Annotated in this window: 17 protein-coding genes and 3 pseudogenes; 9 read left to right on the forward strand and 11 right to left on the reverse strand. The window is 50.8% G+C overall.

All coding sequences use genetic code 11. The annotated features are described in order from the left end of the window. Positions 1 to 85: 85 nt before the first annotated feature. From IPL17_RS12865 to sucD, 3 genes are all read left to right on the forward strand, one after another. A complete protein-coding gene (locus IPL17_RS12865) occupies positions 86 to 3,661 on the forward strand; it encodes a flippase activity-associated protein Agl23 (protein ID WP_345307489.1) in 3,576 nt (1,191 codons plus the stop codon). A gap of 92 nt (positions 3,662 to 3,753) precedes the next feature. Then, positions 3,754 to 4,893 carry an ADP-forming succinate--CoA ligase subunit beta gene (sucC, locus tag IPL17_RS12870; RefSeq protein ID WP_345307490.1) on the forward strand — a complete coding sequence of 380 codons (1,140 nt, stop codon included), beginning with the start codon at positions 3,754 to 3,756 and terminating at the stop codon, positions 4,891 to 4,893. Positions 4,894 to 4,897: 4 nt separating this feature from the next. Then, positions 4,898 to 5,758 carry a succinate--CoA ligase subunit alpha gene (sucD, locus tag IPL17_RS12875; RefSeq protein ID WP_345307491.1) on the forward strand — a complete coding sequence of 287 codons (861 nt, stop codon included), beginning with the start codon at positions 4,898 to 4,900 and terminating at the stop codon, positions 5,756 to 5,758. A 116-nt stretch (positions 5,759 to 5,874) separates the two neighbouring features. Here sucD and acpP read toward each other — a convergent pair whose 3' ends face one another. Further along, positions 5,875 to 6,111 (reverse strand): acyl carrier protein, encoded by a 237-nt coding sequence (acpP, locus tag IPL17_RS12880; protein WP_345307492.1) that lies wholly within the window; start codon positions 6,109 to 6,111, stop codon positions 5,875 to 5,877. A gap of 99 nt (positions 6,112 to 6,210) precedes the next feature. On the opposite strand from acpP, the gene fni reads away from it, so the two are divergent. Beyond that, positions 6,211 to 7,239 carry a type 2 isopentenyl-diphosphate Delta-isomerase gene (gene fni, locus IPL17_RS12885; protein WP_345307493.1) on the forward strand — a complete coding sequence of 343 codons (1,029 nt, stop codon included), beginning with the start codon at positions 6,211 to 6,213 and terminating at the stop codon, positions 7,237 to 7,239. A 97-nt stretch (positions 7,240 to 7,336) separates the two neighbouring features. Here fni and IPL17_RS12890 read toward each other — a convergent pair whose 3' ends face one another. Then, positions 7,337 to 7,885: a hypothetical protein gene (locus IPL17_RS12890; protein WP_345307494.1), complete on the reverse strand. Its 549-nt coding sequence runs from the start codon at positions 7,883 to 7,885 to the stop codon at positions 7,337 to 7,339. Between the two features lie 152 nt (positions 7,886 to 8,037). Between IPL17_RS12890 and IPL17_RS12895 the strand changes: the two genes are divergently transcribed. Further along, entirely contained in the window at positions 8,038 to 8,286 is a 249-nt protein-coding gene (locus tag IPL17_RS12895) for a DUF2007 domain-containing protein (protein WP_345307495.1), read from the forward strand. A gap of 109 nt (positions 8,287 to 8,395) precedes the next feature. On the opposite strand, the gene IPL17_RS12900 is transcribed toward IPL17_RS12895, so the two are convergent. The 6 genes from IPL17_RS12900 to IPL17_RS12925 form a co-directional block, all read right to left on the reverse strand. After that, the gene (locus tag IPL17_RS12900) at positions 8,396 to 8,665 is read right to left on the reverse strand and encodes a DUF4190 domain-containing protein (RefSeq protein ID WP_345307496.1); all 270 of its coding nucleotides are present in this window, start codon (positions 8,663 to 8,665) and stop codon (positions 8,396 to 8,398) included. Positions 8,666 to 8,668: 3 nt separating this feature from the next. Beyond that, on the reverse strand, positions 8,669 to 10,702 hold the full coding sequence (gene uvrB / locus IPL17_RS12905; RefSeq protein ID WP_345307497.1) for an excinuclease ABC subunit UvrB: 2,034 nt from the start codon (positions 10,700 to 10,702) through the stop codon (positions 8,669 to 8,671). Between the two features lie 64 nt (positions 10,703 to 10,766). After that, positions 10,767 to 14,162 (reverse strand): transcription-repair coupling factor, encoded by a 3,396-nt coding sequence (mfd, locus tag IPL17_RS12910; RefSeq protein WP_345307498.1) that lies wholly within the window; start codon positions 14,160 to 14,162, stop codon positions 10,767 to 10,769. A 74-nt stretch (positions 14,163 to 14,236) separates the two neighbouring features. Beyond that, the gene (locus IPL17_RS12915) at positions 14,237 to 16,504 is read right to left on the reverse strand and encodes a sulfatase-like hydrolase/transferase (RefSeq protein ID WP_345307499.1); all 2,268 of its coding nucleotides are present in this window, start codon (positions 16,502 to 16,504) and stop codon (positions 14,237 to 14,239) included. Between the two features lie 10 nt (positions 16,505 to 16,514). After that, positions 16,515 to 17,099 (reverse strand): aminoacyl-tRNA hydrolase, encoded by a 585-nt coding sequence (pth, locus tag IPL17_RS12920; RefSeq protein ID WP_345307500.1) that lies wholly within the window; start codon positions 17,097 to 17,099, stop codon positions 16,515 to 16,517. A 5-nt stretch (positions 17,100 to 17,104) separates the two neighbouring features. Beyond that, positions 17,105 to 17,734 (reverse strand): hypothetical protein, encoded by a 630-nt coding sequence (locus IPL17_RS12925; RefSeq protein WP_345307501.1) that lies wholly within the window; start codon positions 17,732 to 17,734, stop codon positions 17,105 to 17,107. Between the two features lie 115 nt (positions 17,735 to 17,849). Here IPL17_RS12925 and IPL17_RS12930 point away from each other — a divergent pair, with 115 nt between their 5' ends. Then, positions 17,850 to 18,224: a roadblock/LC7 domain-containing protein gene (locus IPL17_RS12930; RefSeq protein ID WP_345307502.1), complete on the forward strand. Its 375-nt coding sequence runs from the start codon at positions 17,850 to 17,852 to the stop codon at positions 18,222 to 18,224. Between the two features lie 207 nt (positions 18,225 to 18,431). After that, positions 18,432 to 20,042 carry a CTP synthase gene (locus tag IPL17_RS12935; RefSeq protein WP_345307503.1) on the forward strand — a complete coding sequence of 537 codons (1,611 nt, stop codon included), beginning with the start codon at positions 18,432 to 18,434 and terminating at the stop codon, positions 20,040 to 20,042. Between the two features lie 69 nt (positions 20,043 to 20,111). On the opposite strand, the gene IPL17_RS12940 is transcribed toward IPL17_RS12935, so the two are convergent. Then, positions 20,112 to 20,744 carry a toll/interleukin-1 receptor domain-containing protein gene (locus tag IPL17_RS12940; protein WP_345307504.1) on the reverse strand — a complete coding sequence of 211 codons (633 nt, stop codon included), beginning with the start codon at positions 20,742 to 20,744 and terminating at the stop codon, positions 20,112 to 20,114. A gap of 174 nt (positions 20,745 to 20,918) precedes the next feature. Between IPL17_RS12940 and eno the strand changes: the two are divergent. Together eno and IPL17_RS12950 are read left to right on the forward strand one after the other, a co-directional pair. Further along, positions 20,919 to 21,910, forward strand: a pseudogene (gene eno / locus IPL17_RS12945) (phosphopyruvate hydratase); the annotation flags it as partial. A 531-nt stretch (positions 21,911 to 22,441) separates the two neighbouring features. Beyond that, positions 22,442 to 22,977 (forward strand): annotated as a pseudogene (locus IPL17_RS12950) (VIT1/CCC1 transporter family protein); the annotation flags it as partial. 195 nt (positions 22,978 to 23,172) lie between these two features. Here the strand turns inward: IPL17_RS12950 and moeB are convergent. Continuing rightward, positions 23,173 to 24,323 (reverse strand): annotated as a pseudogene (gene moeB / locus IPL17_RS12955) (molybdopterin-synthase adenylyltransferase MoeB). A gap of 1,345 nt (positions 24,324 to 25,668) precedes the next feature. Beyond that, on the reverse strand, positions 25,669 to 25,818 hold the full coding sequence (locus tag IPL17_RS12960) for a hypothetical protein (RefSeq protein WP_345307505.1): 150 nt from the start codon (positions 25,816 to 25,818) through the stop codon (positions 25,669 to 25,671). Positions 25,819 to 26,446 lie beyond the last annotated feature (628 nt).

The raw sequence follows: 26,446 nt of genomic DNA on the forward strand, positions 1-26,446 counted from the left end.
TTAAACTTTTTCGTCTATCATTTCTTGTCAGAAAAACTTTGCTAAAGTATAGTAACTAAAACTTTACGAAATTATGGTGAATTCAATGGAACAAAAACAAAACTGGCTCGAACGCCCCATCCACCCATCCCTGCCAGCGGTCACAAATGAGATCGTGATCTTCATCGGCGTCATCCTGCTTGCGGTCATCACGCGCTTTTACAACCTTGAAGCGCGCGTCATGAGTCACGACGAAAGCCTGCATACCTATTTCTCCTGGCTGCTCTATCGCGGACAAGGCTACGAACACTCGCCCATGATGCACGGCCCGTTCCAGTTCCACATCGTGGCGCTGACCTACTTCCTGTTCGGCGTCAGCGATCTGACCTCGCGAATTCCTGCTGTTATGTTCAGCATCGCCACCGTGGTGATGGTTTGGTACTGGCGCCGCTATCTGGGCAAATGGGGCGCGCTCATCGCGGGTCTACTCTTGGTGATCTCTCCGTATATGTTGTATTACGGGCGCTACGTCCGCAACGAATCATTTGTCGGCTTTTCAGGCATTGTGATGCTGTACGCCATGCTCCGCCACCTGGAAGTGGGCGGTAAAAAATATCTCTACCTGCTCGCAGGCGCGGTTGTCCTGCACTACACGACCAAAGAAACTTCCTTTATTTACACAGCCGAAGCTCTGATCTTCCTTGCGGTCTACTTCATCGCGCAGGTCACCCGCCGCCCGTGGAAAGACGCGGAAAAAGAATACCGCTCCTTTATCATTGCACTGGGCGTCACAGTCCTGCTTGCGGGCGCGGCGGCTGGATATTATCTTTACACACGCGACGCCGCGACTCTCAATCCGAACACGACCGCCATTCCAAGCAATCCCGACGCGGCAGCATCGCTTCTTGCCCCATCTGAAACTGATTCTGTTGCTCCGATCATGCTCCTCGCCCTGGCAGCCGCCGTCGCGCTCATTTTCGCGGCAGTGTTCCTCATCCGCGGCTACACATGGGAACGCATCCGCAACGACCGATCGTTTGAAATGCTGATGGTGTTGGGGACGATCGTCCTGCCGATGCTCTCCCCTTTCCCAATTAAGTGGATGGAAAAAACACTGAACGTCAGCATCCCAACCAGCGCGCCCGAAGTACAGGCATTGGCTGGCAACGTGCGTGGAATTCTTGTCATCGGCGGTTTCCTGCTGTTGATGTTCGCCATCTCCATCGTGGTCGGTCTGATCTGGAACAGGGAAAAATTCTGGAAGACCGCGCTGATCTTTTGGATCCCCTACACCATTCTCTACACGACCGTATTCACCAACAGCGACGGTTTCTTCACAGGCACGATCGGCTCGCTCGGTTATTGGATCGTGCAGCAAGATGTGGCGCGCGGAAGCCAGCCCTGGTATTACTATATTCTGGTGCAGATTCCCATCTATGAGTTTTTACCCGCGCTCGGTTTGTTCCTCGCAATTTTTGTCGGACTTAGGCGAAAACCAAAACCTGAGCCAATAATTGAGGAAGACATTGTCAACACAGACGAAGTCATTTCCCTGCTTGAGGTTGAGCCAAATTCAACAATTGAAATAGTTGAAGAAACAGATAACGCAGTTTCAGAAGAAAAGAATTTCCCGAATACCTTCGGTCTGCTTGTGTGGTGGAGTTTCATCAGCATTGCCGCATTCTCCTTCGCAGGCGAGAGAATGCCCTGGTTGACCTATCACATGGCATTACCCATGATCCTGATCACAGGCTGGGCATTGGGACGAATCATAGATACAACCGATTGGGTGAAATTAAAAGAACAGCACGTCCCGCTAACCATTGCGGCGTTAATGATTTTTGTCATCAGTTTGACAGGCATGCTGTTCGCCTTGAACGGACCCACCCCCCCATTCCAGGGAAAAGATCTGGCGCAACTGCAAGCAACCAGCGCGTTTCTACTGCCGATGATCGTGACCATCTTAAGCGCGGCCGGAGTCACCTATTTATTTAGGGAATGGACCCTGCGTGAGATCAGAAATGTTTTCATTCTTGTAGTATTTACACTGCTGGCCGTGCTAACTGCGCGTGCCGCGTTCCGCGCTTCTTATATCACCTATGATCAAGCCACCGAATTCCTTGTCTATGCACATGGCGCGACCGGCATTAAAGAAGTAACCAAACAAGCAGAGGAAATTTCCCAGCGCACAACAGGCGGCATGGGAGTAGCCCTCGCGTACGACGCCAGCGCGCCAGACACAGGCGTCTCATGGCCCTTCGTCTGGTATCTGCGCGATTTCACCAATCAACGCTCCTTCGACCAGCCAACACGCTCACTGCGCGATTCAGTGGTCATCATCGTGGATGAAAAGAATTTCGACAAGATCGAGCCAGCCATCGGCCCGGGTTATATCCGCATGGATTACATCCGCATGTGGTGGCCGATGCAGGACTACTTCACCCTTGTCTATGACCGCGACGCGGCCCAACCCTTCCCGGAAGATTATGCCTGCAAAGGTGCCTTAAGTTTCCTGAAATTAAGAAAGTCAAAAGATTACACCCTGTTCTGTGAAGGCTTTACCAACCCAGCCATACGCGCGGGACTTATTGATATCTGGTTTGACCGTGATTACACGGCGTACGCGCAAGCCAAAGGCCGAACAGACCTGACCTTAACAACCTGGAATCCTGCCGACAAAATGCGGTTCTACGTTCGTCAGGATGTCGCGTCACAGATATGGAACTATGGAGTCGCGCCCGCAGCCGTGGCGGATGTAGTGGATCCAACCGAAGGCAAATATGTTCCGCTTTCAGCAGACCTTATCTTGAACGTCGCGCTGGAAAATCAAATCCCATTAAATGCGCCGCGCTCACTCGCTTTTGCAAAAGATGGAAGTGTGTATGTCGCCGACTCGCGCAATCACCGCGTTCTGCATCTTAACCTCGAAGGAAATATCATAAGTCAATGGGGCACGTTCGCTGACGGAGTATCCATACCCGTTGGGCAGGGAACATTCAACGAACCATGGGGCATTGCGGTCGGTCCAGATGGTTCCGTGTATGTTACCGACACATGGAATCATCGCGTGCAAAAGTTCACCGCGAACGGAAAATATATTTTGGAATGGGGGATTTTCGGGCAGGGTGAAACTCCCGAATCATTCTACGGTCCGCGCGGACTGGCGGTGGATGCCGAAGGGCGCATCTATGTCTCGGATACCGGGAACAAGCGCATCGTTGTGTTTGATGCGAACGGGATCTTCATCACCCAGTTTGGCAGCGCAGGCTTTGATCCCGGTCAATTCGACGAACCGGTGGGGATCGCCGTTGATAAAGAAGGAACTGTCTATGTGGCTGACACATGGAATCAGCGCATCCAAACTTTCATCCCGATCGAATCTGAGAGCGGCTTGTCATTTGTTCCCGGCAAGCAGTGGGATGTGTACGGCTGGTTCGGGCAGTCGTTGGAAAACAAACCGTTCATTGCAGTGGATGATAACCTGCATGTATTCATTACAGACCCAGATGGATACCGCGTGATGGAATTCGATAACGACGGCGTACTCATCCGCACCTGGGGCGACTTCGGGGATTCAAACACCAGCTTTGGTCTTGCCTCTGGAATTGCGGCGGATCCTGATGGAAAAATATGGGTCACTGACGGCTTATATAACCGCGTCATGAGATTTACACTTCCATAGTGTATGAAAAAACCTCCTAGTTTTTAGAACTCGGAGGTTTTTTTGGGTGGTATAATTGCCACGCTATATAAAAATTCCTCCGAGGGAGCATAATGAAACTCCACGAATACCAATCCAAAACAATTTTTTCAAAGTACGGCATCCCGATTCCAAAGGGAAGGGTTGCGGCTACCGCTCACGAAGCAAGACAAGTTGCTGAAGAGCTTGGTGGCCGCGTTGTGATTAAGGCGCAGGTTCTTGTAGGCGGGCGCGGCAAGGCGGGCGGGGTAAAACTCGCCAAAGACGCCGCCGAAGCAGAACAACTGGCCACTCAGATCCTGGGCATGGAGATCAAAGGTCTACCGGTGCGTAAAGTGCTTGTAGACGAAGCCTCCGCCATTGACCAGGAGATCTACTTTGCGATCACCACCGACCGCGCAGCCCGCAAGCCGGTCATGATCGCATCCGCCGCGGGCGGCATTGATATTGAAGAAGTCGCCGCGAAGACACCGGAGAAGATCATCAAGAGTCATATTGACCCGTTGCTCGGTCTGCGCGAATACCAGGCGCGTGATGTGGCGGTGGCAATGGATCTCCCGCGTGACTACTGGAAGGATTTCGTCAAGATCGCCATGGGCTTATGGGAAGTCTACAAAGCCACAGACGCGAGCCTGGCCGAGATCAATCCGCTGGTCATTACAAAAGACAAGAAACTGGTCGCGCTGGATGGCAAGATGATGATCGACGACAGCGCCCTCTTCCGCCATCCCGAATTGAACGAGATGCGCGACACGGACGAAGATGCGCCAGCCGAGATCGAAGCGCGCAAGTACGGCCTGTCCTTCATCAAACTGGATGGCAACATTGGATGCATGGTTAACGGCGCAGGTCTGGCCATGACCAGTATGGACGTGATCAAACTATTCGGCGGCGAACCAGCCAACTTCCTCGATGTGGGCGGCGGCGCCCCCGCAGAAAAAGTAGCGGCGGCCATGCGCATCATCCTGTCCGATCAAAATGTAAAGGCCGTATTGTTCAACATCTTCGGCGGCATTACCCGCTGCGACGAAGTCGCACGCGGCATCCTGACCGCCATGGATGAAGTGAAACCGAAAGTTCCGATGGTGGTACGTCTGGTCGGCACGAATGCCGAAGAGGGACGCAGACTGCTGCAAAACGCGAATATGATCACCGCCGAAACATTGGCAGATGCGGCCAAGAAAGCTGTTGAAGCCGCGAGACAAGGGAATTAATTCCATGAGCATCCTAGTAGATAAAAACACACGCCTGATAGTGCAAGGTATTACAGGCAACGAAGGCTTATTCCACACCACCCAAATGGTCGCTTATGGCACGAACGTTGTCGGCGGCGTAACCCCTGGTAAAGGCGGCGAATGGGTACTGGACGGGAAATTGCCAGTCTTCGACTCGGTCAAGACCGCCAGAGAAGCCACCGACGCGAACGCGACCATCATCTTTGTCCCCGCCCGTTTTGCGCCCGACGCGATGTTCGAAGCCGCGGATGCAGGCGTTCCACTTATCATCTGCATCACCGAAGGTGTGGCGGTGCAGGATATGATGCGCGTGCGTAATTACTTAGACCAGAAGAAAGTACGCCTGATCGGGCCGAACTGCCCGGGTCTGTTGACCCCCGGTGAAGCCAAGGTCGGCATCATCCCCGGCGACATTGCCATTTCAGGCAACGTGGGCGTGGTTTCGCGTTCCGGTACACTCACCTATGAAGTGTTGTATGCGATGAAGAACCTCGGCATGGGCGCGACCACCTGCGTCGGTATCGGCGGCGACCCGGTCAACGGCACCAACTTCCTCGACGTGCTTGAAATGTTCGAACATGATCCCAAGACCGAGAAGGTCATCATGATCGGCGAGATCGGCGGCAATGAAGAAGAAAAAGCCGCTCAATACATCGCGGAAAAGATGACCAAACCTGTCGCAGCCTTCATCGCTGGTCAGACCGCTCCTCCCGGCAAACGTATGGGACATGCCGGCGCGATCATCGAAGGCGGAGCAGGCACGGCCGCAGATAAGATCCGAGCGCTTGAAGCCGCGGGCGTGAAGGTTGCCAAACACCCGGAAGAAATTCCTACTTTGTTGTAATAACATAATCGTAGTAGGGGCGCAGCATGCTGCGCCCCTACTACGATAAATTTAATCAGAAACACATAGAGCCGCCCTTACAGGCGGCTCTACAGTTATAATCAATTCAATCGTGATTAGCTTTTGTGCGAGTCGATGTACGCGACGGCTTCGCCAACGGTTGTGATCTTTTGAGCGGCTTCGTCAGAGATCTCGGCGCCGAACTTATCTTCAAAAGCCATGATCAACTCAACAAGGTCGAGCGAATCAGCCTCAAGGTCCTCTTTGAAGCGGGCTTCGGGTGTGATCTTGGCCTCATCTTTGCCCGTTAAATCCTTCACGATCTTTACAAGTTCAGTATATGTATCTGTCATGACAACCTCCAGTTAAAATTTATGATTGGCTTATTGTAATCGGTCTTATATAAACCGTGTCAAGCCAGCGTAGGACTTCACACTCAGGAACACTACCTTATGACAAAAGTTGCGCCGATAGACCAGCGAAAAGCTGACCACATTAAAATAAACTTAGAACAGGATGTCCGCTCTGCGTTGTCCAGCGGACTCGAAAAATATCGATTCAATCATGAAGCATTGCCAGAACTCGATCTGGAATGCATCGATACGACCCTCAGCCTGTTTGGGAAAAAATTAAATTCCCCCATCCTGATCAGTTCCATGACCGGCGGGACGGATGCCGCAAAAACAATTAACATGCGCCTCGCTGAAGCAGCCCAGGAATGCGGCATCGCCATGGGAGTTGGGAGTCAGCGTGCTGCGATCGAACACCCCGAGCAGGCCGAAACTTTTCAAGTGCGGAAAGTTGCGCCTGATATTTTATTATTCGCCAATCTCGGCGCAGTGCAACTTAATTACGGCTACGGCATTGATCAATGCCGCCGCGCTGTGGACATGATCGAAGCGGACGCGCTCATCCTGCACCTCAATCCTGTACAGGAAGCTGTGCAGGACGCTGGTGATGTGAATTTTTCAGGCCTCGCAAAAAAGATCGAAGAAGTCTGTAAGAAGTTAGAAGTGCCAGTCATTGCAAAAGAAGTCGGCTGGGGCATCTCTGAGCGGACAGCAAAACTTCTCGTCGATTGCGGAGTATCCGCCATTGACGTGGCAGGCGCGGGCGGAACAAGCTGGTCGCAGGTTGAAATGCACCGCGCCCCTGACGAATTCACCCGTCAACTGGCGGGGACATTTGTCGGCTGGGGCATCCCCACCGCCGAGTCAATTTTAAATGTCAGGAAAGCCGTTCCCGAAATGACGGTATTCGCCAGCGGCGGTCTCAAAGACGGACTCGACATCGCCAAATGTATCGCCCTCGGCGCGACCCTCGGCGGCATGGCGGGACCATTCCTCAAAGCCGCCGCGATCTCGAATGAGAATGTAGTTGAGATGATGAAGTTAACGATGAGGCAGATCGAGGTCACAATGTTCGCGGCGGGAGTTGGAACGTTGGAAGGTTTGAAGAAGGGAAAGTTGGTAAAAATATAAATTCGAAAATATTATGCTAAGCCAAAGTAGCATCTCCTATAAAAAAACTGGCGACCTTTGTGGTCGTCAGTTTTTTTTATTTACTTCACTGATAATCTTACGGATTGGTCTGCTGAGCACCCCAGCCGCCCATCATCCCGCCACCGCGAGCCTGGCCATTTCCCATCCTTCCACCGGGTCCGCCGCGGAAGCCTTGACCGTTCTGTTGAGTATCGCCGTCCTGCATCGGGCAATCACCGTCATATCCAGCACCATTCGCTCCGCTCATCATGCCGCCGCCACGGGACTTCATCCAGTCGGCCTGTTCCTGCGTGAGGACATTGGCTTTCACAGCCGCATCCACTGCATTCGCGCGGACTTCGGTCATAAGGGCGGGGAATTCTTCCGCGGTCACGCCGGCAGAAAGGGCAATGTCGTACATGGTCTCACCAGCTGTCAGCCGCGTGTTGACATCGTCCACATTCAGGCTGAACTTCTTCGCGAACTCAGTCACCATAAAGGTGTGGATCGGTCCGCTCGTACCGTTCTGCATCATCGGGCCGTGCCCAACGAACGGAGGGGTCTGATCCTGTGCGAAAACCGCGCCGACACCAAGTACACCAAGAGCCACTACTACCAATGCTGCGATCAAAATTGTCTTTTTCATTTCATTTACTCCTTTTGAGTGATGTTTCAGATTTATTCCTTATTACTCACAAAGGATACTTCCGCATTGTAAAGGTTCTGTGAAGAAAAAGACAAGATTGGGGAAAGAAATGCAGCAAATAGGCCTATACTATAGATAGGAGAACATACAAAATGGACGAGATGAAGTACGAAAAAATCGGTGATGCGAACAGCCGCGCGGAAGCTGAGATCATTGAAAGCTTCCTGGAGGCCGAAGGAATTGACGTGGAACTCGTGGAGGAATCGATCTCACACACAGCCTACGCCGTGCCGTTTGCCCGTGTGCAGATATTCGTTCCAAAGGAAAATTTGGAACAGGCCCTTGAATTGCTCAAGCCATTTGATGATATCCAACCAGGTGAAGACGAACAAGACGAATAAGATCTATAGCAAATCACAGCACCCCGATTGTCACTCTATTAACAAAAAACCGCCCTGAAGGGTCTTTATCGAGACCCGCCAGAACGGCGTTTTCCAATTACCGTCCGTCCTAATATTTTGCGAAATACAACAGCAGGGAAAAGATGATCGCCGTCAATAACCCGATGATGGAAAGCGAAATCCCCACGGTTGCGCTTCTTTTATTCTCGGACCTTCTTCCAAAAATACCCAGCACGATTCCCAGAATGGCAAGGATCGAACCGAAGGCTGGCGAAATAATCCCGCCGCACAGACTAAGGATTCCCAAACCGGCGGAAGCCAGCGCATAAAATTTATTGGAACGCTCTTCGGGGTCAAGCGAAGCGGGATCGGTTTCCATGGATTACTCCTCACCTGTCAATAACTTAATTCGTTCCCACGGCTTAAGACTTTCGTCTTCAGCCAGCAGGTTCTTTAGATCGTACAACTCATCGCGCAGCGCGGCTGCTCTTTCAAACTCAAGGTTCTTTGCGGCTTCCTTCATTTGCTTTTCCACTTCATCCACGATCTTACGCAATTCGCCGCGCGGCAGGCCGTCCGCGGCCGTTGTATATTGTCCCTTGGCCTCACCGATCGCCTTGGCACTCATCATTTCGGTCAGCTCATGAATTTCCTTGTGAATACTGATCGGCATGATGTGGTTATCTTCGTTATATTTGACCTGCTTGGCGCGGCGGCGATTCGTTTCATCCAGCGCGCGCTTCATCGAATCGGTCACGCGGTCGGCGTACATGATCACGCGCCCGTTCACATTCCGCGCGGCACGCCCGATTGTCTGGATTAGCGCGGTATCAGAACGCAAAAAGCCTTCCTTGTCCGCATCCAAAATTGCGACCAAAGAGACCTCGGGCAAATCCAAGCCTTCGCGTAGAAGGTTGATTCCCACCAGCACATCATACGTCCCCAAACGCAAGTCCCTCAAGATGGCTATGCGCTCCAGCGTTTCCACTTCCGAGTGAAGATACTGGACTTTGATTCCCAGCTCCTTCAGATACGTGGTCAGGTCTTCTGACATACGCTTCGTGAGAGTCGTGACCAGAGTGCGCTCGCGTCTTTCGACCCGTTTGCTGATCTCTCCGACCAAATCATCCACCTGCCCTTTGGTGGGACGCACATCCACCTCGGGGTCCACCAAGCCCGTCGGGCGGATAATCTGCTCAACAACCTGATCCGCATGCTCCATTTCATAATGCGACGGTGTCGCGGACGTAAATATCGTCGAACCCATCACCTCTTCAAATTCTTCAAACTTAAGCGGACGATTGTCCATGGCGGAGGGCAAACGGAAGCCGTACTCGACCAACGTTTCCTTGCGCGCGCGGTCGCCGTTATACATCCCGCGGATCTGCGGCACGGTCATGTGACTCTCATCAATCACGAGCAGATAGTCGCTCGGCAAAAAGTCGATCATTGTCCACGGATGCGAGCCGGGCGCGCGGCCATCGAGTTGACGCGAGTAATTTTCAATGCCGGAACAATAGCCAACTTCCTTCAGCATTTCCAGGTCATAGCGCGTACGCTGCTCAATGCGCTGGGCCTCAAGAAACTTGCCATTATCCTTGTAATATTTCAGCCGCTCTTCCAGTTCCTCTTCAATGTGAGTGATCGACTCTTTCAAACGGTCGGCATCGGTCAGGAATTGCTTGGCTGGGAAAATTGACACTTCGTTCGGCTCATCGAATATCTCACCGCTGACGGGGCTATATTGCATAATGCGTTCGACTTCATCGCCGAAAAATGTGATCCGATATCCGCGCTTATCTTCATACGCAGGGATGATCTCCAGCGTATCGCCACGCACGCGGAATGTACCTGATTTCAATTCCATATCATTGCGTTGATATTGACTCTCGATCAACTGTCGCAGCAAGGCGTTGCGGCGATAGATCTCCCCCACCTTAAGGGTCACTGTCCCTTTGCCGAATTCTTCCGGCGAACCAAGCCCATAAATGCATGAAACCGAAGCGACAATGATCACATCACGGCGGGAAATCAATGAAGCTGTTGCGGCAAGTCGCAATCGCTCGATCTCTTCGTTGATGTCGGTTTCCTTTTCGATAAACAGGTCACGGCGCGGAACATATGCTTCAGGCTGATAATAATCATAGTATGAGACAAAATACGAAACCGCGTTCTCAGGGAAGAACTCCTTGAATTCCGCATACAACTGCGCGGCCAGGGTCTTATTATGCGCCATGATCAAGGCTGGCTTCTGCAATTCCTGAATGACGGATGCGATCGTAAATGTCTTGCCAGTGCCTGTGGCACCAAGCAAAACCTGATTCTTTTTGCCATCACGGACTCCCTGCACGAGGTCGCGGATGGCGTCGGGCTGATCGCCCATGGGGATAAAAGGAGCGTTAAGTTTGAAGTCCATAGTTTTTTATGAGGAAATGGATATGTAGGGATTAGCGGAACGTGTGTTCTATTTTACCCGAAAATTATTTATCCAACCGATCCAACACATCCAATAATTTTACCGTCCAAACTTCCTCTTTAGCGACGGTCACCCAATAAGCAGATTTTCCACCTCTTACGCCATTTCCCAGGTCAGGCAGGCGCAGCGGTTCTGACCCGTCAACTGGCGCGGCGTACTTCAAGAGAATCTGCCCTGACGATTCCTGGCTTACCGCAGACAAGCCTGCTTTTTCGGCGCGCAGTTTCACCCGCATCTGATACAGCAGATTCTGGGTCATCTCCGGCAGTTGACCAAACCTGTCGCGGAATTCAGAGCCGAGCGCATCGAGCTCGGTTTCGTCACGCAGGTCTGCGATGCGGCGATACAGGCGCAAGCGCAGGTCTTGATCTGAAATATATTCGCTTGGGATTCCAACCGCGAGAGGCAGATCCACATTGACTGGCATCGAGATCGGCAGGCTAAAGCTCGTGAACGCGCTCTCCATTTGAGCGGTATCCATCTTCAATTGATCGCCCGCGAGTCGGCGAAGTCTTCGAACCGCATCAGCCAAAATTCTTGTATAAAGATGAAAGCCAACCGATTGAATAAATCCGTGCTGACGGGTGCCAAGCAGATCGCCCGCGCCGCGGATCTCAAGGTCGCGCATCGCGATCGAATAACCCGCGCCAAGCTGGGTGTTCTCGGCAATGACCTCGAGTCTTTGCTGACCGTCCTGGGTCGGGGTCATTTTATTATGGCGGAAGAAATACGCGTACGCGCGCATCGCACCGCGTCCCACACGCCCGCGCAATTGATAAAGCTGAGCCAGCCCGAACGTATCCGCACGGTCGATGATCAACGTGTTGGCATTGGGAATGTCCAGACCAGATTCAATGATCGTGGTGCAAAGCAAAATATCGATCTCGCCCATGTTGAAGCGGTGCATGACACTGGCGAGCTGTGTCTCATGCATTTGTCCGTGACCGATATCCACGCGCGCCTCAGGCACAAGTTTGTTGAGATGCGCCTTCATTGCGTCGATGGTATTGACACGGTTGTGGACAAAGAAGATCTGCCCGCCGCGTTCCAACTCGCGCAAAATGGATTGACGCACCAACTTCGGTGAATACGGACCGACATGTGTGACGATCGGCAAGCGTTCTTCAGGGGGCGTATTCAAATTGGATATATCACGCACACCTGTCAGAGCCATATACAAAGTGCGCGGAATGGGCGTCGCAGTTAAAGTAAGCACATCCACTTCGGTGCGGAGTTTCTTGAGATGTTCCTTGTGCGTCACGCCAAAACGCTGTTCCTCGTCAATGACGACCAGACCGAGATCCTTAAATTCCACATCCGCGGACATCAAACGATGTGTGCCGATGATGATGTCAATTTCACCGAGCGCGAGTTTGTATAAAATCTCAGTTTGTTCACGCGGCGTGCGGAAGCGTGACAGCATTTCCACTTTGACGGGAAATGCCGCAAGTCTTTGCGAGAATGTCTCATAGTGCTGCTGCGCCAGAACTGTGGTCGGAACCAGGATTGCCGCCTGTTTGCCGCTCATCACAGCTTTGAATGCAGCGCGTAACGCGACCTCTGTTTTCCCATAGCCCACATCCCCGCACAACAAGCGATCCATCGGACGGGCGCGTTCCATATCGCGTTTGATATCTGTGATGGCGCGCTTTTGGTCGTCAGTTTCGACATACGGAAAACTGTCTTCTAATTCTTTTTGCCATTGCGTATCTGGCGCAAATGAAAAACCTTCCACGACCTGACGGCGCGCATAGAGATCCAATAATTCTACAGCGACCTGCTGAACCGCTTCTTTGACGCGGTTCTTGGTTTCGTTCCACACCGTCCCGCCGAGATGATCGAGCGAAGGTTTGCCGCCATCCGCGCCGACATAACGCGTGAGACGGTCCGCTTGATGGACTGGGACGAAAAGCGTGTCAGAGTTGCTGTATTCAACAGCAAGATACTCACGCTCGTGACCGTCCAACAGCCGCTGAGTCAGACCCGCAAACCGTCCGATGCCGTGATCAATGTGGACGACATAATCGCCGACCAGCAAATCCGCGTAGAGCGATTCAGGCGTATCCGCTGTGGGGCGCTGACGAGTCCGCGACTGCGGGCGCTCCCAACCAAAGACTTCCGAATCAGTGATCAGATGTGTAGCAGCGGGAGTGGTATTGAGTGTAAAGCCTTCCGAAAGAGAGGCTTCGACAAATTTCAAGTTTTCAAAATTCGTATCGGGATAATGCTCAAGCCACAACTCACGCAAGCGAGAAAACTGACGCGAGACAATAAAGACCTGTTTCCCATTTTCCAGGAGCGGAACGAGATAATCAATAAAGGGTTTGAGCCTGCCGCCAAATCTTTCATCATGACCAAACTGGGAAGCCAGATCAAAATGATCATCGGCCTGCGCGATGGTTGGATGCCCCAACTCAACGGAAGAAAAACCGCTCAGGTTATCATGCAGTTCAGACCACGGCAAATATGGGATCGGGAAATTTGCAGAAAGCGTGCCTTCGGTAATACTCTCCTGCCGAAGTTTGACCGACTGCTCCTCGACCTCATTTGCCATCGCCTCGACGAGACTAAGATCATCCACAAGCATCAAGGCTTTTGAAGGCAGATAATCCAGCAGCGAGGACGGCGTTGAATGCAGCAGCGGAATATGGAATTCAGAAAGTTGGATCTGCGCATCGAATGTATCCGCTAAAAATTCACGCGCGGGCGTGACAAGAATGGATTCAAGTTTTTCAACTGTGCGCTGTGTGGCAGGGTCAAATTGGCGGATGGTTTCTATTTCGTCACCAAAGAAATCAAGGCGCACGGGATTGGGCTCGGTCGCGGGCCATACATCCAAGAGACCGCCGCGATGTGAGAATTGACCCTGCTCCAGGACCGTGTTGACTCGCTGGTAGCCGATCCTCGCCCACTCACGGATCAATCCATCGGGTTGGATGGTCTGGTTGAGTGTCAGTTTTTTACAGGCTTTGAGAAAATCCCGCCGCGGCAATGTGCGTGTCATCAACGAACGCACAGAGGTGACAATGATCGGCGGCACTGCAGGTTTCTTCGCGAACGGCAAATGATACGCGGACAGCGCGGTCAATACCTGCAGGCGGTCACGGCGGGTTGAGATTCCCCAGGCTGCTTCTTCGTAAAAAAGCGGATTTGGTTCCGCAAACAAATAGCGCGGCGAATCCACCCAAAAACCAAGCTCGTCAAATAATGACATGGCATGGTCGGCGCGGTCCGTGATGAGCACAATGGGGAGATACAGATCACCATGCAGAGCTGCAAGAATTGGCAGGCGCGCAGAACGCGGCAAGCCAAGCCCGGCAATGGCTTTGCCCGCCCTGGCTTGGACCAGCAGCTGCTGATATTGGTGTAACGCGTGGATGTTTTCTAAAAGAGAATGCATGTTATCTTTCGATTTACGAATCGTCCATTCAGTTGAATTTATTCATTGCCACATCGGTGAAGTTTAATGATCGACTATGGTTGGGGAAAAACTCTATTTATAAAGAGACCCAAGTGTTCACCATACAACTTCTCTGACGGGCAAAAAGCAATTACATCGACTCTGCATCCATCCACAATATGGCGGGCATATAGTTCTTCGATCCAGGGGGCAAAGGGAGAGTCTACCGGCACATCAATAAAAACACCTTTGGCTGACGGCGGTTTATAATCGCCGCCTTCCAGTGTCTTTAGAATAATTACAGCTAACTCCTCTGAAGTAATGGCTTGATCCGGGCAAAAGGAAAGCGGAAAGGCAGAGCAACTGTCAATGATGCCTTCGCGATATATTTGTTCGATAAAGTCAATATCAGGATCAGACATTGCCACATCCGAAAAAATATCCTCAGCGGTGGGCGGGACATAATTTGCTCCATACTTCTTGAACAATAAAAGGGGTGAAATCTGTCTGCGGGTGACAATATAGCTCGAATAAAAATCATTATTATCGGGGCGCTCTCTAAGGTCCACACCAGTTTCTGCCAAAATATTTTTTATATCATCAGGGAGATCCGCCTTGCTTGTAATATCAAGATGAGCGCATGGATGCGTATGAGCAGCTATCTCTCCGGTGAACCAAATTCTATTATCAATAAACACTTTATATAATCTATTACACTGAATAATCCTTATTGTCTTCACACCATCTCCGCTCATAATAAGACGATCTTGGGGCGGGTTACTTCTTAGAAAGGATTCCCCGCTCATCCAGCCAGGTTTTTCAACTCCAAGATAATCAAGAAGAACAGGGGCAATATCAATGTTTTGTGTATTATTGGAAACACGTCCAGCGAACTCACCATTTGGGAACCTAATCATAAGAGGTATTTTCAAGTCGGTTCGATACTTCATATTGTGATCCGTATAAATCACCAAAACTGTATTATCAAGCTCCCCAACCCGTGAAAGACCATCCACTATTTCCTGTATATAGCCGTCAAAATCAAGAATTGTGTCATCATAAAAATCACCCATCCACCCTTCACTTTGCTCTTTATTCAAGGAGAATACGCGATGCACCGGATTAAAGAGCGGTCCATGTGTACCCATTAAATGAGCATGAACAAAAACTGGGGATTGAGTATTTTTTACAAGATCGATCAGCTGGGAAATTTTTTCCTGATCGCTTACTCCGGCATGTTCATCAGGCATGGTAACTACATCCATGGGGTTTATCATCTTCTGAATATAAAAGATGTGGAGAATTCGGGTGGAAGCACGCTCAAAGATGACGGAAAAGAAATAAGAAGCTTCGCCAAGCCCCATTTTCCGAGCCGCCTGAAAAACAGGGTTTTTATTGTATGAGCGCCCATTTACAACATCAAATCCATATTGCAAATTCGCCGCAAATGCATCAGCGTGTTGGGGCACACCAAACTGAACATTGTAATAACCCAATCCGCGAAGAATGCCAGGTAAATGCTGATAGGCATCTAAACCCAATAAAATATTACTGGAAGAAATAACGTTCGTTTGGGATGAAAGTTTGCCTGTAAGGATAGAAATAGTTGAAACTTTTGTGAAATCACCATTGGTAAAAGCATTTTCTGCAACAAGAAATTCAGGAGATAACTTTTGAAGATTGGGGGTCGTTTCGCGCTCATAGCCATAGAGAGACATATTAGCAGCGTTGATCCCATCACTGCCAATGACCAAAATATTTGGAAGCATGGCAGTCTTGGCAGAACCAGTTTCCAACTGTGGTGGCGATTGAAACTGACCCAGAGCACAAAGGAATGAAAAAAAAGATAAGATGACGGTTGTAATCAGCAATTGCTTATGGGTCTTCAAATTGCTGTCACATATAAAGCGAAGCGACCATCCGACAAAATAGAAGATCAAAAAAACAAATCCCAATGCATATACACCCCTTAAAAAATCAGGCAATGTAACAACACCAAATTTAAACACCGTGTAGGTAAAATTATCCAGCAGGATCAATGCCAAAATAGCCATAAGCGTGGACGGAACTGACGCGGCAAGATAAAGCATAATGTCAGCGACGATTTTCACGCGCGCGAGAGAAACACCCAAAAGAAAAAAAACATTGACCAGAATAAAACTAAAGAATACCAATATCCCACTTGTGACAAAGAAAACGTTTAGGGTTGAGATAACCGTTGTTCCACTCATAAAGGACGGCTTCGTTACAAAAAACAGCCACTCCATGAATATATATAAAAACGAAGTTAATATCGTAACAATCAATAATCTCTGCCAGCTAAAGTTTTGAAGTTTATACATTTACTGCCTTTTATGGATTTGTTAAATTACCGTTATATTTATTCATTGCGGCATTCAGCCCCTTGATCACAAACTCAAGCGCGGCTTCTGCAGCGCGGTCCAAGATCTCAGGCAGGAGTTTGAGATCGTCCCTGGAGAATTCCTGCAAAACATAATCCTTAGGATCCATCCTGCCCGGCGGGCGGCCAATACCCAAACGCAAGCGCGGAAATTCTTTTGTCCCAAGCTGTTCAATGGTGGATGCCATCCCGCGCTGTCCACCAGGACCGCCCGCGGGGCGGATGCGAAGCGTGCCGAAGGGCAGGTCAAGGTCATCGTGCGCGACGAGCAGATTTTCAGGCGGCAATTTATAAAAGTGCAAGAGTCCCTGCACCGATTGACCCGAAAGATTCATATACGTCTGCGGTTTGGCGAGGATGACCTTGCGCTCTTCATACAGCGCGGACATGACGATCGCTTTGGATTGCAATTTCATTCCGCGCGCATTCAAGGCCACTGCAACACGGTCAATGAACATGAAGCCGATGTTATGGCGGGTGTCTTTGTATTCGCGGCCAGGGTTGCCAAAGCCGACAAGGAGAAAAGTATCAGTCATGAATATTAATTCCTGCGTAAACGAAGTAACAAGGAAAAGAGCACGAACAGGACGAACGCGATCAAGGCGCCGCGCCCAAAAGTTGAATAAAGCGCGGGTACGGTCAATGAGGCGGGATTGGTCGGCAAGGGAATCGGCGAAGGGAATATCGGTGTAGTCACTTCAGGTAAACGCGTTGGCGTTGACGTTGGGATCAATATATCAGGGGTCAGTGTCAATGTTGCCGTGGCGGTGTGAGTTTCGGTCGGGAGCGGCACATCATTACGAATTTTCAGGTCTGAAACGAGAATGTCCCGCAAAGTGCCGTCCAGAAAATTGACTCGCAATCTCAAGGTGTAGTCGCCGTCTGTCAGCAAAGTGGTATCCCACACGGCAATGGCGGAATCCTTCGCGGGCTGGGAAAATGTCTGAATGGCGAACCAGGCAAAGTTATCCGCTGGGTTCGAAGCGCTGTAGGCAAATGCCAATTCGGCGGATGAAAAATTGTCCACATCCAAATTTCCCGTGATCTGCACCTGTCCGCGCAAAGTCTGCCCTGTTTGAGGTGTAAGGATCGAAGGTTCCGCCGTTTGAGCGAATAAAATCAGGGAAAAAGCAAGCAAATAATGGAACATGACAATCGGTAAGTTTAACATGAAGGAGGGGCAGGGTCAAATCGCAAATCGTTTTCATGAAAACGAGCATGCAATTCTCGAATAATAATTTTTCTGGTAAACTCAGACAGTTGATCGAACCTCAGGAGACCGCTTTATGACAAAATCCCGCTCTGACCAAATGGTGGAACGCCTTCGCAATATGCAGGCGTCTGCCCCAGACATTGAAGCCTCTGCCATCGTCTCTGTGGACGGTTTGATCATGGCGTCTGCGTTGCAGCAGGGCGTGGAAGAAGACCGCGTTTCAGCAATGTCTGCGGCCATGCTCAGCCTTGGCGAGCGAATCTCCGGTGAATTGGGACGCGGAGTCCTTGAACAGGTTTATATCAAGGGCGATAATGGTTTTATTGTGCTGACGGCCATCGGTGAAGAAGCCGTGTTGACCGCCATGGCGCGCAAAGAAGCCAAGCTCGGCATGATCTTCCTCGAAATGCGCCGCGCCGCTGAAGACTTATTGAAGCTGGTAGGATGAACAAAAGGAAATTTTCGACCCTGAAAAACTGACAACCCCAAATGGGGAGGGCTTAAACGCCCTCCCCATTCTCTTTGTAACAAAAGAGACCTGACAGGTTTCCGCAAAACTATAAGGGATTAAATTCAACTTTGATGTATCAGACTCACCGACAACTTAAGCCGCATAAAACCTGTCAGGTCTGAGCAACTTATTAGGAGATGACTTATGACAACAAAATATTTATTTTTCACAGGCGGAGTGGTTTCATCGGTTGGCAAAGGCGTGACCGCCGCCGCGATGGGACTGCTCCTCAAGGAACGCGGATTCAGCGTGGCGGTACAAAAGCTGGACCCATACATCAATGTTGATCCAGGCACGATGTCACCCTATCAACACGGCGAAGTGTACGTGCTGGATGACGGCGCAGAAACCGATCTTGACCTCGGTCATTATGAACGGTTCATTGACAACCGCCTGACCCGAGTCAGCAATTTCACCACGGGACAGGTGTACGCCGAGACCATCGCCAAGGAACGCCGCGGAGATTATCTGGGCGGTACCATTCAAGTCATTCCGCACATCACCAACGAGATCAAACGCCGCATCGGTCTGGTATCCAAAGAGACGGGCGCAGAGATCGTCATTCTTGAAGTCGGCGGGACGGTCGGGGATATTGAGTCACAGCCTTTTCTGGAAGCCTTGCGCCAGCTCCGCAATGAAGTGGGACGCGAGAACTGCCTGTTCGTGCATGTCACCTGGCTGCCCACCATCGGCGCGACGGGTGAAATTAAAACAAAACCAACCCAGCATTCGGTGGCGGCGCTGCGCTCGATCGGCATCTCTCCCAACATCATCATCGCGCGTGCAGACCAGGATGTGGAAAAAAATCTGTGCGAGAAGATCGCGCTCTTCTGCGATGTGGAAAAAGATTCTGTCATCCCAATGAAAACCGCGGATGTACTTTACGAAGTTCCCCTGCTCCTAGAGAAAATGGGCGTCGGCGAACTGGTGCTGACCAAACTTGGCTTGCAGGCAAAACGCCAGCCAAATATGAAGCCCTGGGAAAAGCTCGTGGCGGATGTGCGCAAGCCGAAGCCTTCGGTCAAGGTTGCACTGGTTGGCAAATATGTTGAATTACAGGATGCGTATATGTCCGTGCGTGAAGCGCTCAAACATGCCGCGCTCGCGAATGAAGTTGAAGTTGAGATCAGTTGGGTACATTCCGCGGATCTGGAAAAAGATAAAGGCTGGGAAGTTGTCAAAGAAGCGGACGCCGTGCTTGTGCCTGGCGGTTTTGGCTCGCGCGGCATCGAAGGTAAAATTTTAGCGGCTCGCTACGCGCGCGAGAATAAAGTTCCCTATCTTGGTTTGTGTTTGGGGATGCAGGTCATGTGCATTGACTTTGCCCGTCACGTGCTTGATCTTGAAGAGGCGAATTCATCAGAATTCGACCGGGGCACGGAACACCCTGTGATTGACCTGATGATCGACCAGCGTTCGATCACCGACATGGGCGGGACCATGCGCCTCGGACTGTACCCGTGCCTGCTCCAACAGGGGACGAAGGCTGCGGACGCCTACGCACTCTCTCAAGTGGACGAGCGGCATCGTCACCGCTTTGAGTTTAACAACTCCTACCGCGCCGAATTCGAAAAGCACGGCATGGTCTTCTCGGGTGTATCACCAGACGGCAGATTGGTCGAGATCGTTGAACTGGCGGATCATCCCTACATGGTCGCGAGTCAATTCCACCCTGAATTCTTATCGCGCCCAATGAAACCGCATCCCTTGTTCGTGGGATTGTTAAAGGCTGCGAAGGAACGGGCGGGGAAGTAGAAAGAAAAACCTCGGAGGTCTTGAAGACCTCCGAGGTTTGGAACACGCAGCTTACGACTTTCAGCCATATTACATCTTTATCCCCAAATTTTCGGCGCGGACTTTTAGCGCCTTGATCAAACTGGAATATACGCGATCCTTATGCGCGTCGTCGCCAAAATAATCCACATACTGGTAGGGCTGTAAACGCTCCGGCACTTCGCAAACATCCAGCCGAATGGGGATGATGAAGATCGTGCCGTCTGGTTTCTCGGCAGCGGCATCCAAGGCGAGTTTCAACTCCTTGTGAAAAAAGCCCTCCGTCCGAATCGCGATCGATGATAAAAAGACGATCACCGCGTGAGAGTTGTGCACGGCTTCCGTCACACTGCCTTCCCACATTTGCCCGGGCAGGATATCCTCTTCATCAAACCACGGATCCACCCAGGTCTCAGTCCGCAAGCGCTCACGAAACTCACGCACGCCGCTGGAATTTTCCTTGGCGTAACAAAGGAACGGGATCAGTTTGGCTCCCATCAATTCGTTCGCGGCAACGGTTTGCGGCAGACTCTCCGCTGATCCTTCGCTTTTACGGACAGGCAGTGATGTAGTCAAGCTTGAATTATCGCCAATAATGATATTCGAATTATTCATATCACCGTTGATGATAATGCTTCTGTCGTCTGCCGTATGTTTATTCGTATCTTCGTTTTCGCGAGACATTTTGGTTTAGCACTCCCAGCTTGAAATATTCATGATTATACAGCAGTGTTCAAACTCACCTGTTTACGAACAGTTCACAATTCCCGAATAAAATGCGATTATACTTGTTGAGTAACATTGTCATTGTTAAGGCGCTTTTCCCAAAACAATAATCATTACAAATCAATATGACTAATGGACGGCGCCTGGGGACGCGCCGCGGTTCCCTCAGGCGCATCCACGGCATTCATGAAGCCCCGGAAATGCGTGACGGCGACAAGAAACGCTATCTCGGCAAGGGCGTTGCAAAAGCCGTTGCCAATGTGAACGGGATCATCTCAGACTCACTCTTCGGCTGGGACGCATCCGAGCAGAAGGATATTGACGCCGAACTGCTCACCCTGGACGGCACCAAGAATAAATCGAAGCTCGGCGCGAATGCGATCCTGGGCGTCAGCCTCGCGGTTGCCAAGGCTGCGGCAAATTCATTTGAATGCCCCTCTATCGTTATCTTGGCGGCGGCGTATGCCCATGTCCTGCCCGTCCCGATGATGAACATCATGAACGGCGGCGCGCACACGAACTGGCAGAGTACCGACATGCAGGAATTCATGGTCATGCCTTTCGGCGCCCCATCCTTTTCGGAAGGTGTCCGCTGGGGTGCGGAAATTTACCATGCGCTCAAATCCGTTTTGAAGGAAAAAGGCTACGGCACACTCGTTGGTGACGAAGGCGGATTTGCCCCCGCGCTCAAAGCCAACAACGAAGCTGTTGAACTGATCCTCGAAGCGATCAAGAAGGCTGGCTTCAAAGCGGGCCGCGGCAAGGATGTCGCCATCGCGCTCGATCCCGCCGCCTCCGAACTGTATGATGAGAAGACCAAAAAATATAACCTGCGCAAGGAAGGACGTCAGCTGACCGGCGAAGAGATGGTTGAGTTCTGGGCCAAGTGGGTCAAGGACTATCCTATCGTTTCGATCGAAGATGGTCTCGCTCAAAATGACTGGGCTTCCTGGAGCCTGATGACGGAAAAACTGGGCGACAAACTCCAGATCGTCGGCGATGATCTGCTCGTCACAAACCCGGAACGAGTCCGCAAGGGTATCAAGGAAAAAGCCGCGAATGCCTTGCTCGTGAAAGTGAATCAGATCGGCACGTTGACAGAAACCATCGAAGCCGTTGACCTGTGTCACATGTCAAATAAAAAAGATGCGGAAAGATATTTAACCAACAGGCAGAAGGAAATTGACGGGGCGGCTTTATATCTCGCGCTGGCAGAATCAGAAAAGCAGCCGCAAATGGCGCAAGTCTACAAGAAACTCGCAGCCAGCGAAGAAAAACACGCGGCCGGGTGGGAGAAAAAACTAAGCGCATTGGATGTTAAATTTCCCGCACGAAGACCCAGCCAACGCGCGCGGATCCTGATCTGGCTCGCAAAACGCTTCGGCCTGCAATTCGTTCTTCCGACCATCGCTGGCAATGAAAAAGCGGACAGCAACGCCTACGACGGTCAGCCAGAGTCAGAAGCGCATGAATTTTCACGCGATGAAAAATCTCACGCGCGTATGTTATCCATGGCTTCCAATGCTTCGGGCGGATTGCCCCGGTGGCAGCGTCGCACAATGGAAGGACGTCATCGCGGCGGCGGAGGCAATGCCTTGCGTGCGGCTGTGCTGGGAGCCAACGATGGATTGGTCTCTATATTAAGTCTGGTGATGGGCGTAGCAGGCGCGACCAACGACAACGGCGCGGTCTTGATCGCAGGGATGGCTGGTCTGCTGGCCGGAGCAGGGTCAATGGCTTTTGGGAGAGTGGCTCGGTGCAAAGCTCGCGCGAGTTATACGAGAATCAGATCAAGATCGAAGCGGAAGAGATCGCCAATAGTCCCGAAGAAGAACAGGAAGAACTTGCGTTGATCTATCAATCCAAGGGCTTGCCCGAAGACCGCGCGCGTGAACTGGCCGCGCACATGATGGCTGACAAAGACAGCATTTTGGATACGCTTGCGCGCGAAGAACTTGGCATCGACCCGGAAGAATTGGGCGGCTCGGCTTATGAAGCCGCATTCACATCGTTCTTCTTATTTGCCGTCGGCGCTGTCTTCCCCATCTTTCCATTCTTCTTTGAGCGGGAGTTTTGCCATCTACATGAGCATGGCCATCAGCGGCATCGGTCTCTTCATCATTGGCGCAGCCATTACGTTGATGACGCGGCATTTTATTTTCAGGAACAAGACAAGTACTGGTCGGGTTGATCGCGGCCGCATTAACCTACGGCATCGGGAGGTTGATCGGAGTGTCCCTGGCATAACAGAGCCAGCCAAAGAATTTTCCAGGCGGGGAAGTTTCGGTATCTAAAAAATATCCCAAGATATATGAACCAATAAGTCTCTTTCAAAAAGAAAGAGGCTTATTGGTTTGTGTAACATCCAGGAAAAGCAGGTCTTCTCTTAATAGATCGGCAGATCCGTATCCACCGACCTTGCCCAGGCATTGATCCCGCCGCGCAGGTTTTTCACTTTTTTAAATCCAGCGCTCACCAGCAATTCAAGCGCGCGGATTGAGCGGGTTCCACCCTTTGCAAAGACAACCAGCTCTCGCGCTATCCAGTTCTGAGAGATGAGCCGCGAGACTGCCAAGCGGAATGTTGAGCGCATTATTCAGCTTGAAATTTTCCAACTCGTGCGGTTCGCGCACATCCAACAAAATTGGCGCATTGGGTCGGGCAAGCAGATCGGCAAGTTCCGGCGCGTCAATGTCCCAGCCTGCGCCTGCCGAACCTTCATCGTGGCCGCGCCCCGGCACGCCGCAAAATTCTTCATAGTCGATCAATTCTTTAATATCCGCGTTGGGTCCACAGACACGGCACTTTGGATCCTTTTTAGTGTCACGAAATCAAAGGACATATCCAGCGCGTTATAGAGCAATAGTTTTCCAGTGAGCGGTGAACCGATCCCCAACAAAATCTTGAGCGCCTCGGTGGCCTGGATCGTTCCAATGGTACCGGGCAAAACTTCCAGCACGCCGCCCTCCGCACAGGATGGGACAAGCCCGGCGGAGGCGGTTCGGGGAAAGAGACAACGATAGCATGGACCGCTGCGCGCATCAAAACACTGGCCTGCCCATCGAATCGGAAAATGGAGCCATAGACATTCGGCTTGCCGAGAAAAACGCAGACATCATTTGTCAGGTAACGGGTCGCAAAATTATCAGTACCATCGATCAGGATGTCAAACTGAGCCGCGATCCGCATCGCATTTTCAGATGTGAACGGCTCATTATAAACATCGATTTGAATATCAGGATTCAGATCACGCAAACGTGCCCGCGCGCTCTCAACCTTAAGCTGGCCAATGGTCGCTGTGCCGTGAATGACCTGGCGCTGCAGGTTACTCGAATCAACCACATCGAAATCGACCAGACCGATGCGGCCAATGCCAGCCGCCGCTAGATACAAGGCAACCGGCGAGCCAAATCCGCCGGTGCCAACGATCAGCGCAGACGCAGCCTTGAGCTTTTTCTGTCCCTCCAGTCCGACCTCTGGAATGAGCAGATGACGTGAATAGCGCAAAATCTCTTCGTGTGAAAGTTCTGTGGACATGGTTATACTCCGCCGAGGATACCAGCAATGAGAATGGTGGTCATAAAATCCTTCTCTTAAAAGGTATTTGAGCAAATATCAAGTCTTACGATTCCGATTTATGCCTATATCACATATATTACCGCAGAAAGTAAGCGCGCTCAGATGAAATAAGGCGGTCATTTTCGAAACTTACTTATCTTATAAATAATCCCCAATACATTTGCCAGCATCAATCTCCACCGCAAACGCGACCATATATGAACCGCGCCATGCGCCTCTACGCGAGTTAATGGTAAAGGTGCAAATAAGCTGCGCGAATAAATCTCGTTAATTGATCGATCTCATGCTGAGACAGCATAAACCATTTTCGAAATCGAGATGAAGCCGCGACGAGAGACAGACTTGAACAAGGCTGAGGCAAATGAATGAGCTGTCTGATCTTTTGAAGCAGATCCTGTAATTGTCGCAAGGCGGCGCAGATGTTCATATACTATTTGGATCGTTCGTAAGGGATCACTTGAACAAGATACAATGAGTCAAATCCAATCCATAACAAAGACAGGAAAAATCAAGGGGAAGAAAAGCCACGTATTTTAGAGCACCCTCCAAGAAATGCATAGATCTTTGCATAAAATCAGGTTTCAATACCAATGGTTCCCGCGCTGATGCCGTTGTGGTATTTATTTCTTCACAATATCTCATCTTGGCCGGGCGGAGGTTCAAACCTCAACCCAGCCGATACTGGCAAAATAGATCTCAAATCCATGAGTGCGCACAATTTTCAGCAACGAGTTACATTGGGCGCGCTCGAGATCATAAGAACCATTTGCATAACCGATTAACCAAACGCGCGGGTGTTCATGGCGCGCGCAGCGCAATCATCGAGGCGGCATAGTAATCTGCCAAATAGCTCCCGTTTGAGATCAAAGAGAAAAATAATCGTCACATCGCGGGCCCACGGGCGGAGTGGAAACATCCAACGTATAGGAAATTCGCGCAACAATTTCGGATGGCAAGCACTGTCGTATGGATCTGGCTCGAGGCGAGTAATGACCGCGCGCCAACGCTAAACACTCCCTCGCATCGAATCAGGCAGCGCTAAAACTGATCCCGTACCCAGTCAGGATACATCAATCGGAGGATTCACGCAAATTCCAGCGCGCAACAAGATATTTTTCAGGAATGGACTGAGCTGCGGCCGACTCGACAGAGGCGAGCGCGGTAACAGATCGCCTTAAGCGAGCGACGACCCGTAAGTCCAAGCGGCTTTATACGGAACATCCACGTTGACAAGTCTGCCCGTCCAATACAATCTATCATTTTCTGCGCTTTTGGAAAGTCACTTGTCTGATGGATATGATCATCAGGGCTTGAGCGCTTCGACCAAGACCCGGTCGGCAGGAATATCCTGGGTCAATATGGAGGGATTTGTCCAACCTGAATCTCTGTAAATGGAATAAGGCCGTGTGCGCCAATAATGACGGGGAATCGTCGGGCGGGCGTTTTGTGGCATGGTGCAGCCCTGTGGAAATAGTCATCGAGTTGTGTAGATAATTCGCAACCAGCGCTCAACAAAGAACAGGCAGTCCTTTTCCAACCCAACTGGGGTGGCATTATTTTTTTACATGTTCAAGCCCCATGCTCAGCCCTTAATTCGTTCGATCCAGCGTTTTTTCACGAAGATCAATCGCAGGATATCTTGATGGAAAAGAAGTAATAAAAGAGGTTACCAATCCCAGTGTAAGCACGCCAACCCAAACCAACGTATCGAAACTTGTGCTTTCTTCATAATCGGTATGAGGTATTCCAGCGGACTTGTAAATTTTTGGCACTGGTCAACCCGAACAGGAACAATAAAGTAAAGCAAGGTGAAGCCACAAGATCGTATTCAGCCGCCGTATAATTGAGAACAAGAACAAACAGGACCGTCGAAGGAAGCATGCCCGTCAAAAATCTTTTATTACGAAAACCTCGTTAAACAGCCCAAACCGTGCGATCAGCCAGAGGTATTACGCTCCAGATCAATGTTCTGACAACCGACCCTCGATTTGTATCCGACATTAAAGCTGGTCAACCACAATGAGAATTTGTCCGCCTTTAAGGAAAAATATTTTGCAAAAATTCATCCCCGATGAAAGAAA

This window comes from Candidatus Villigracilis saccharophilus (genome assembly GCF_016711665.1).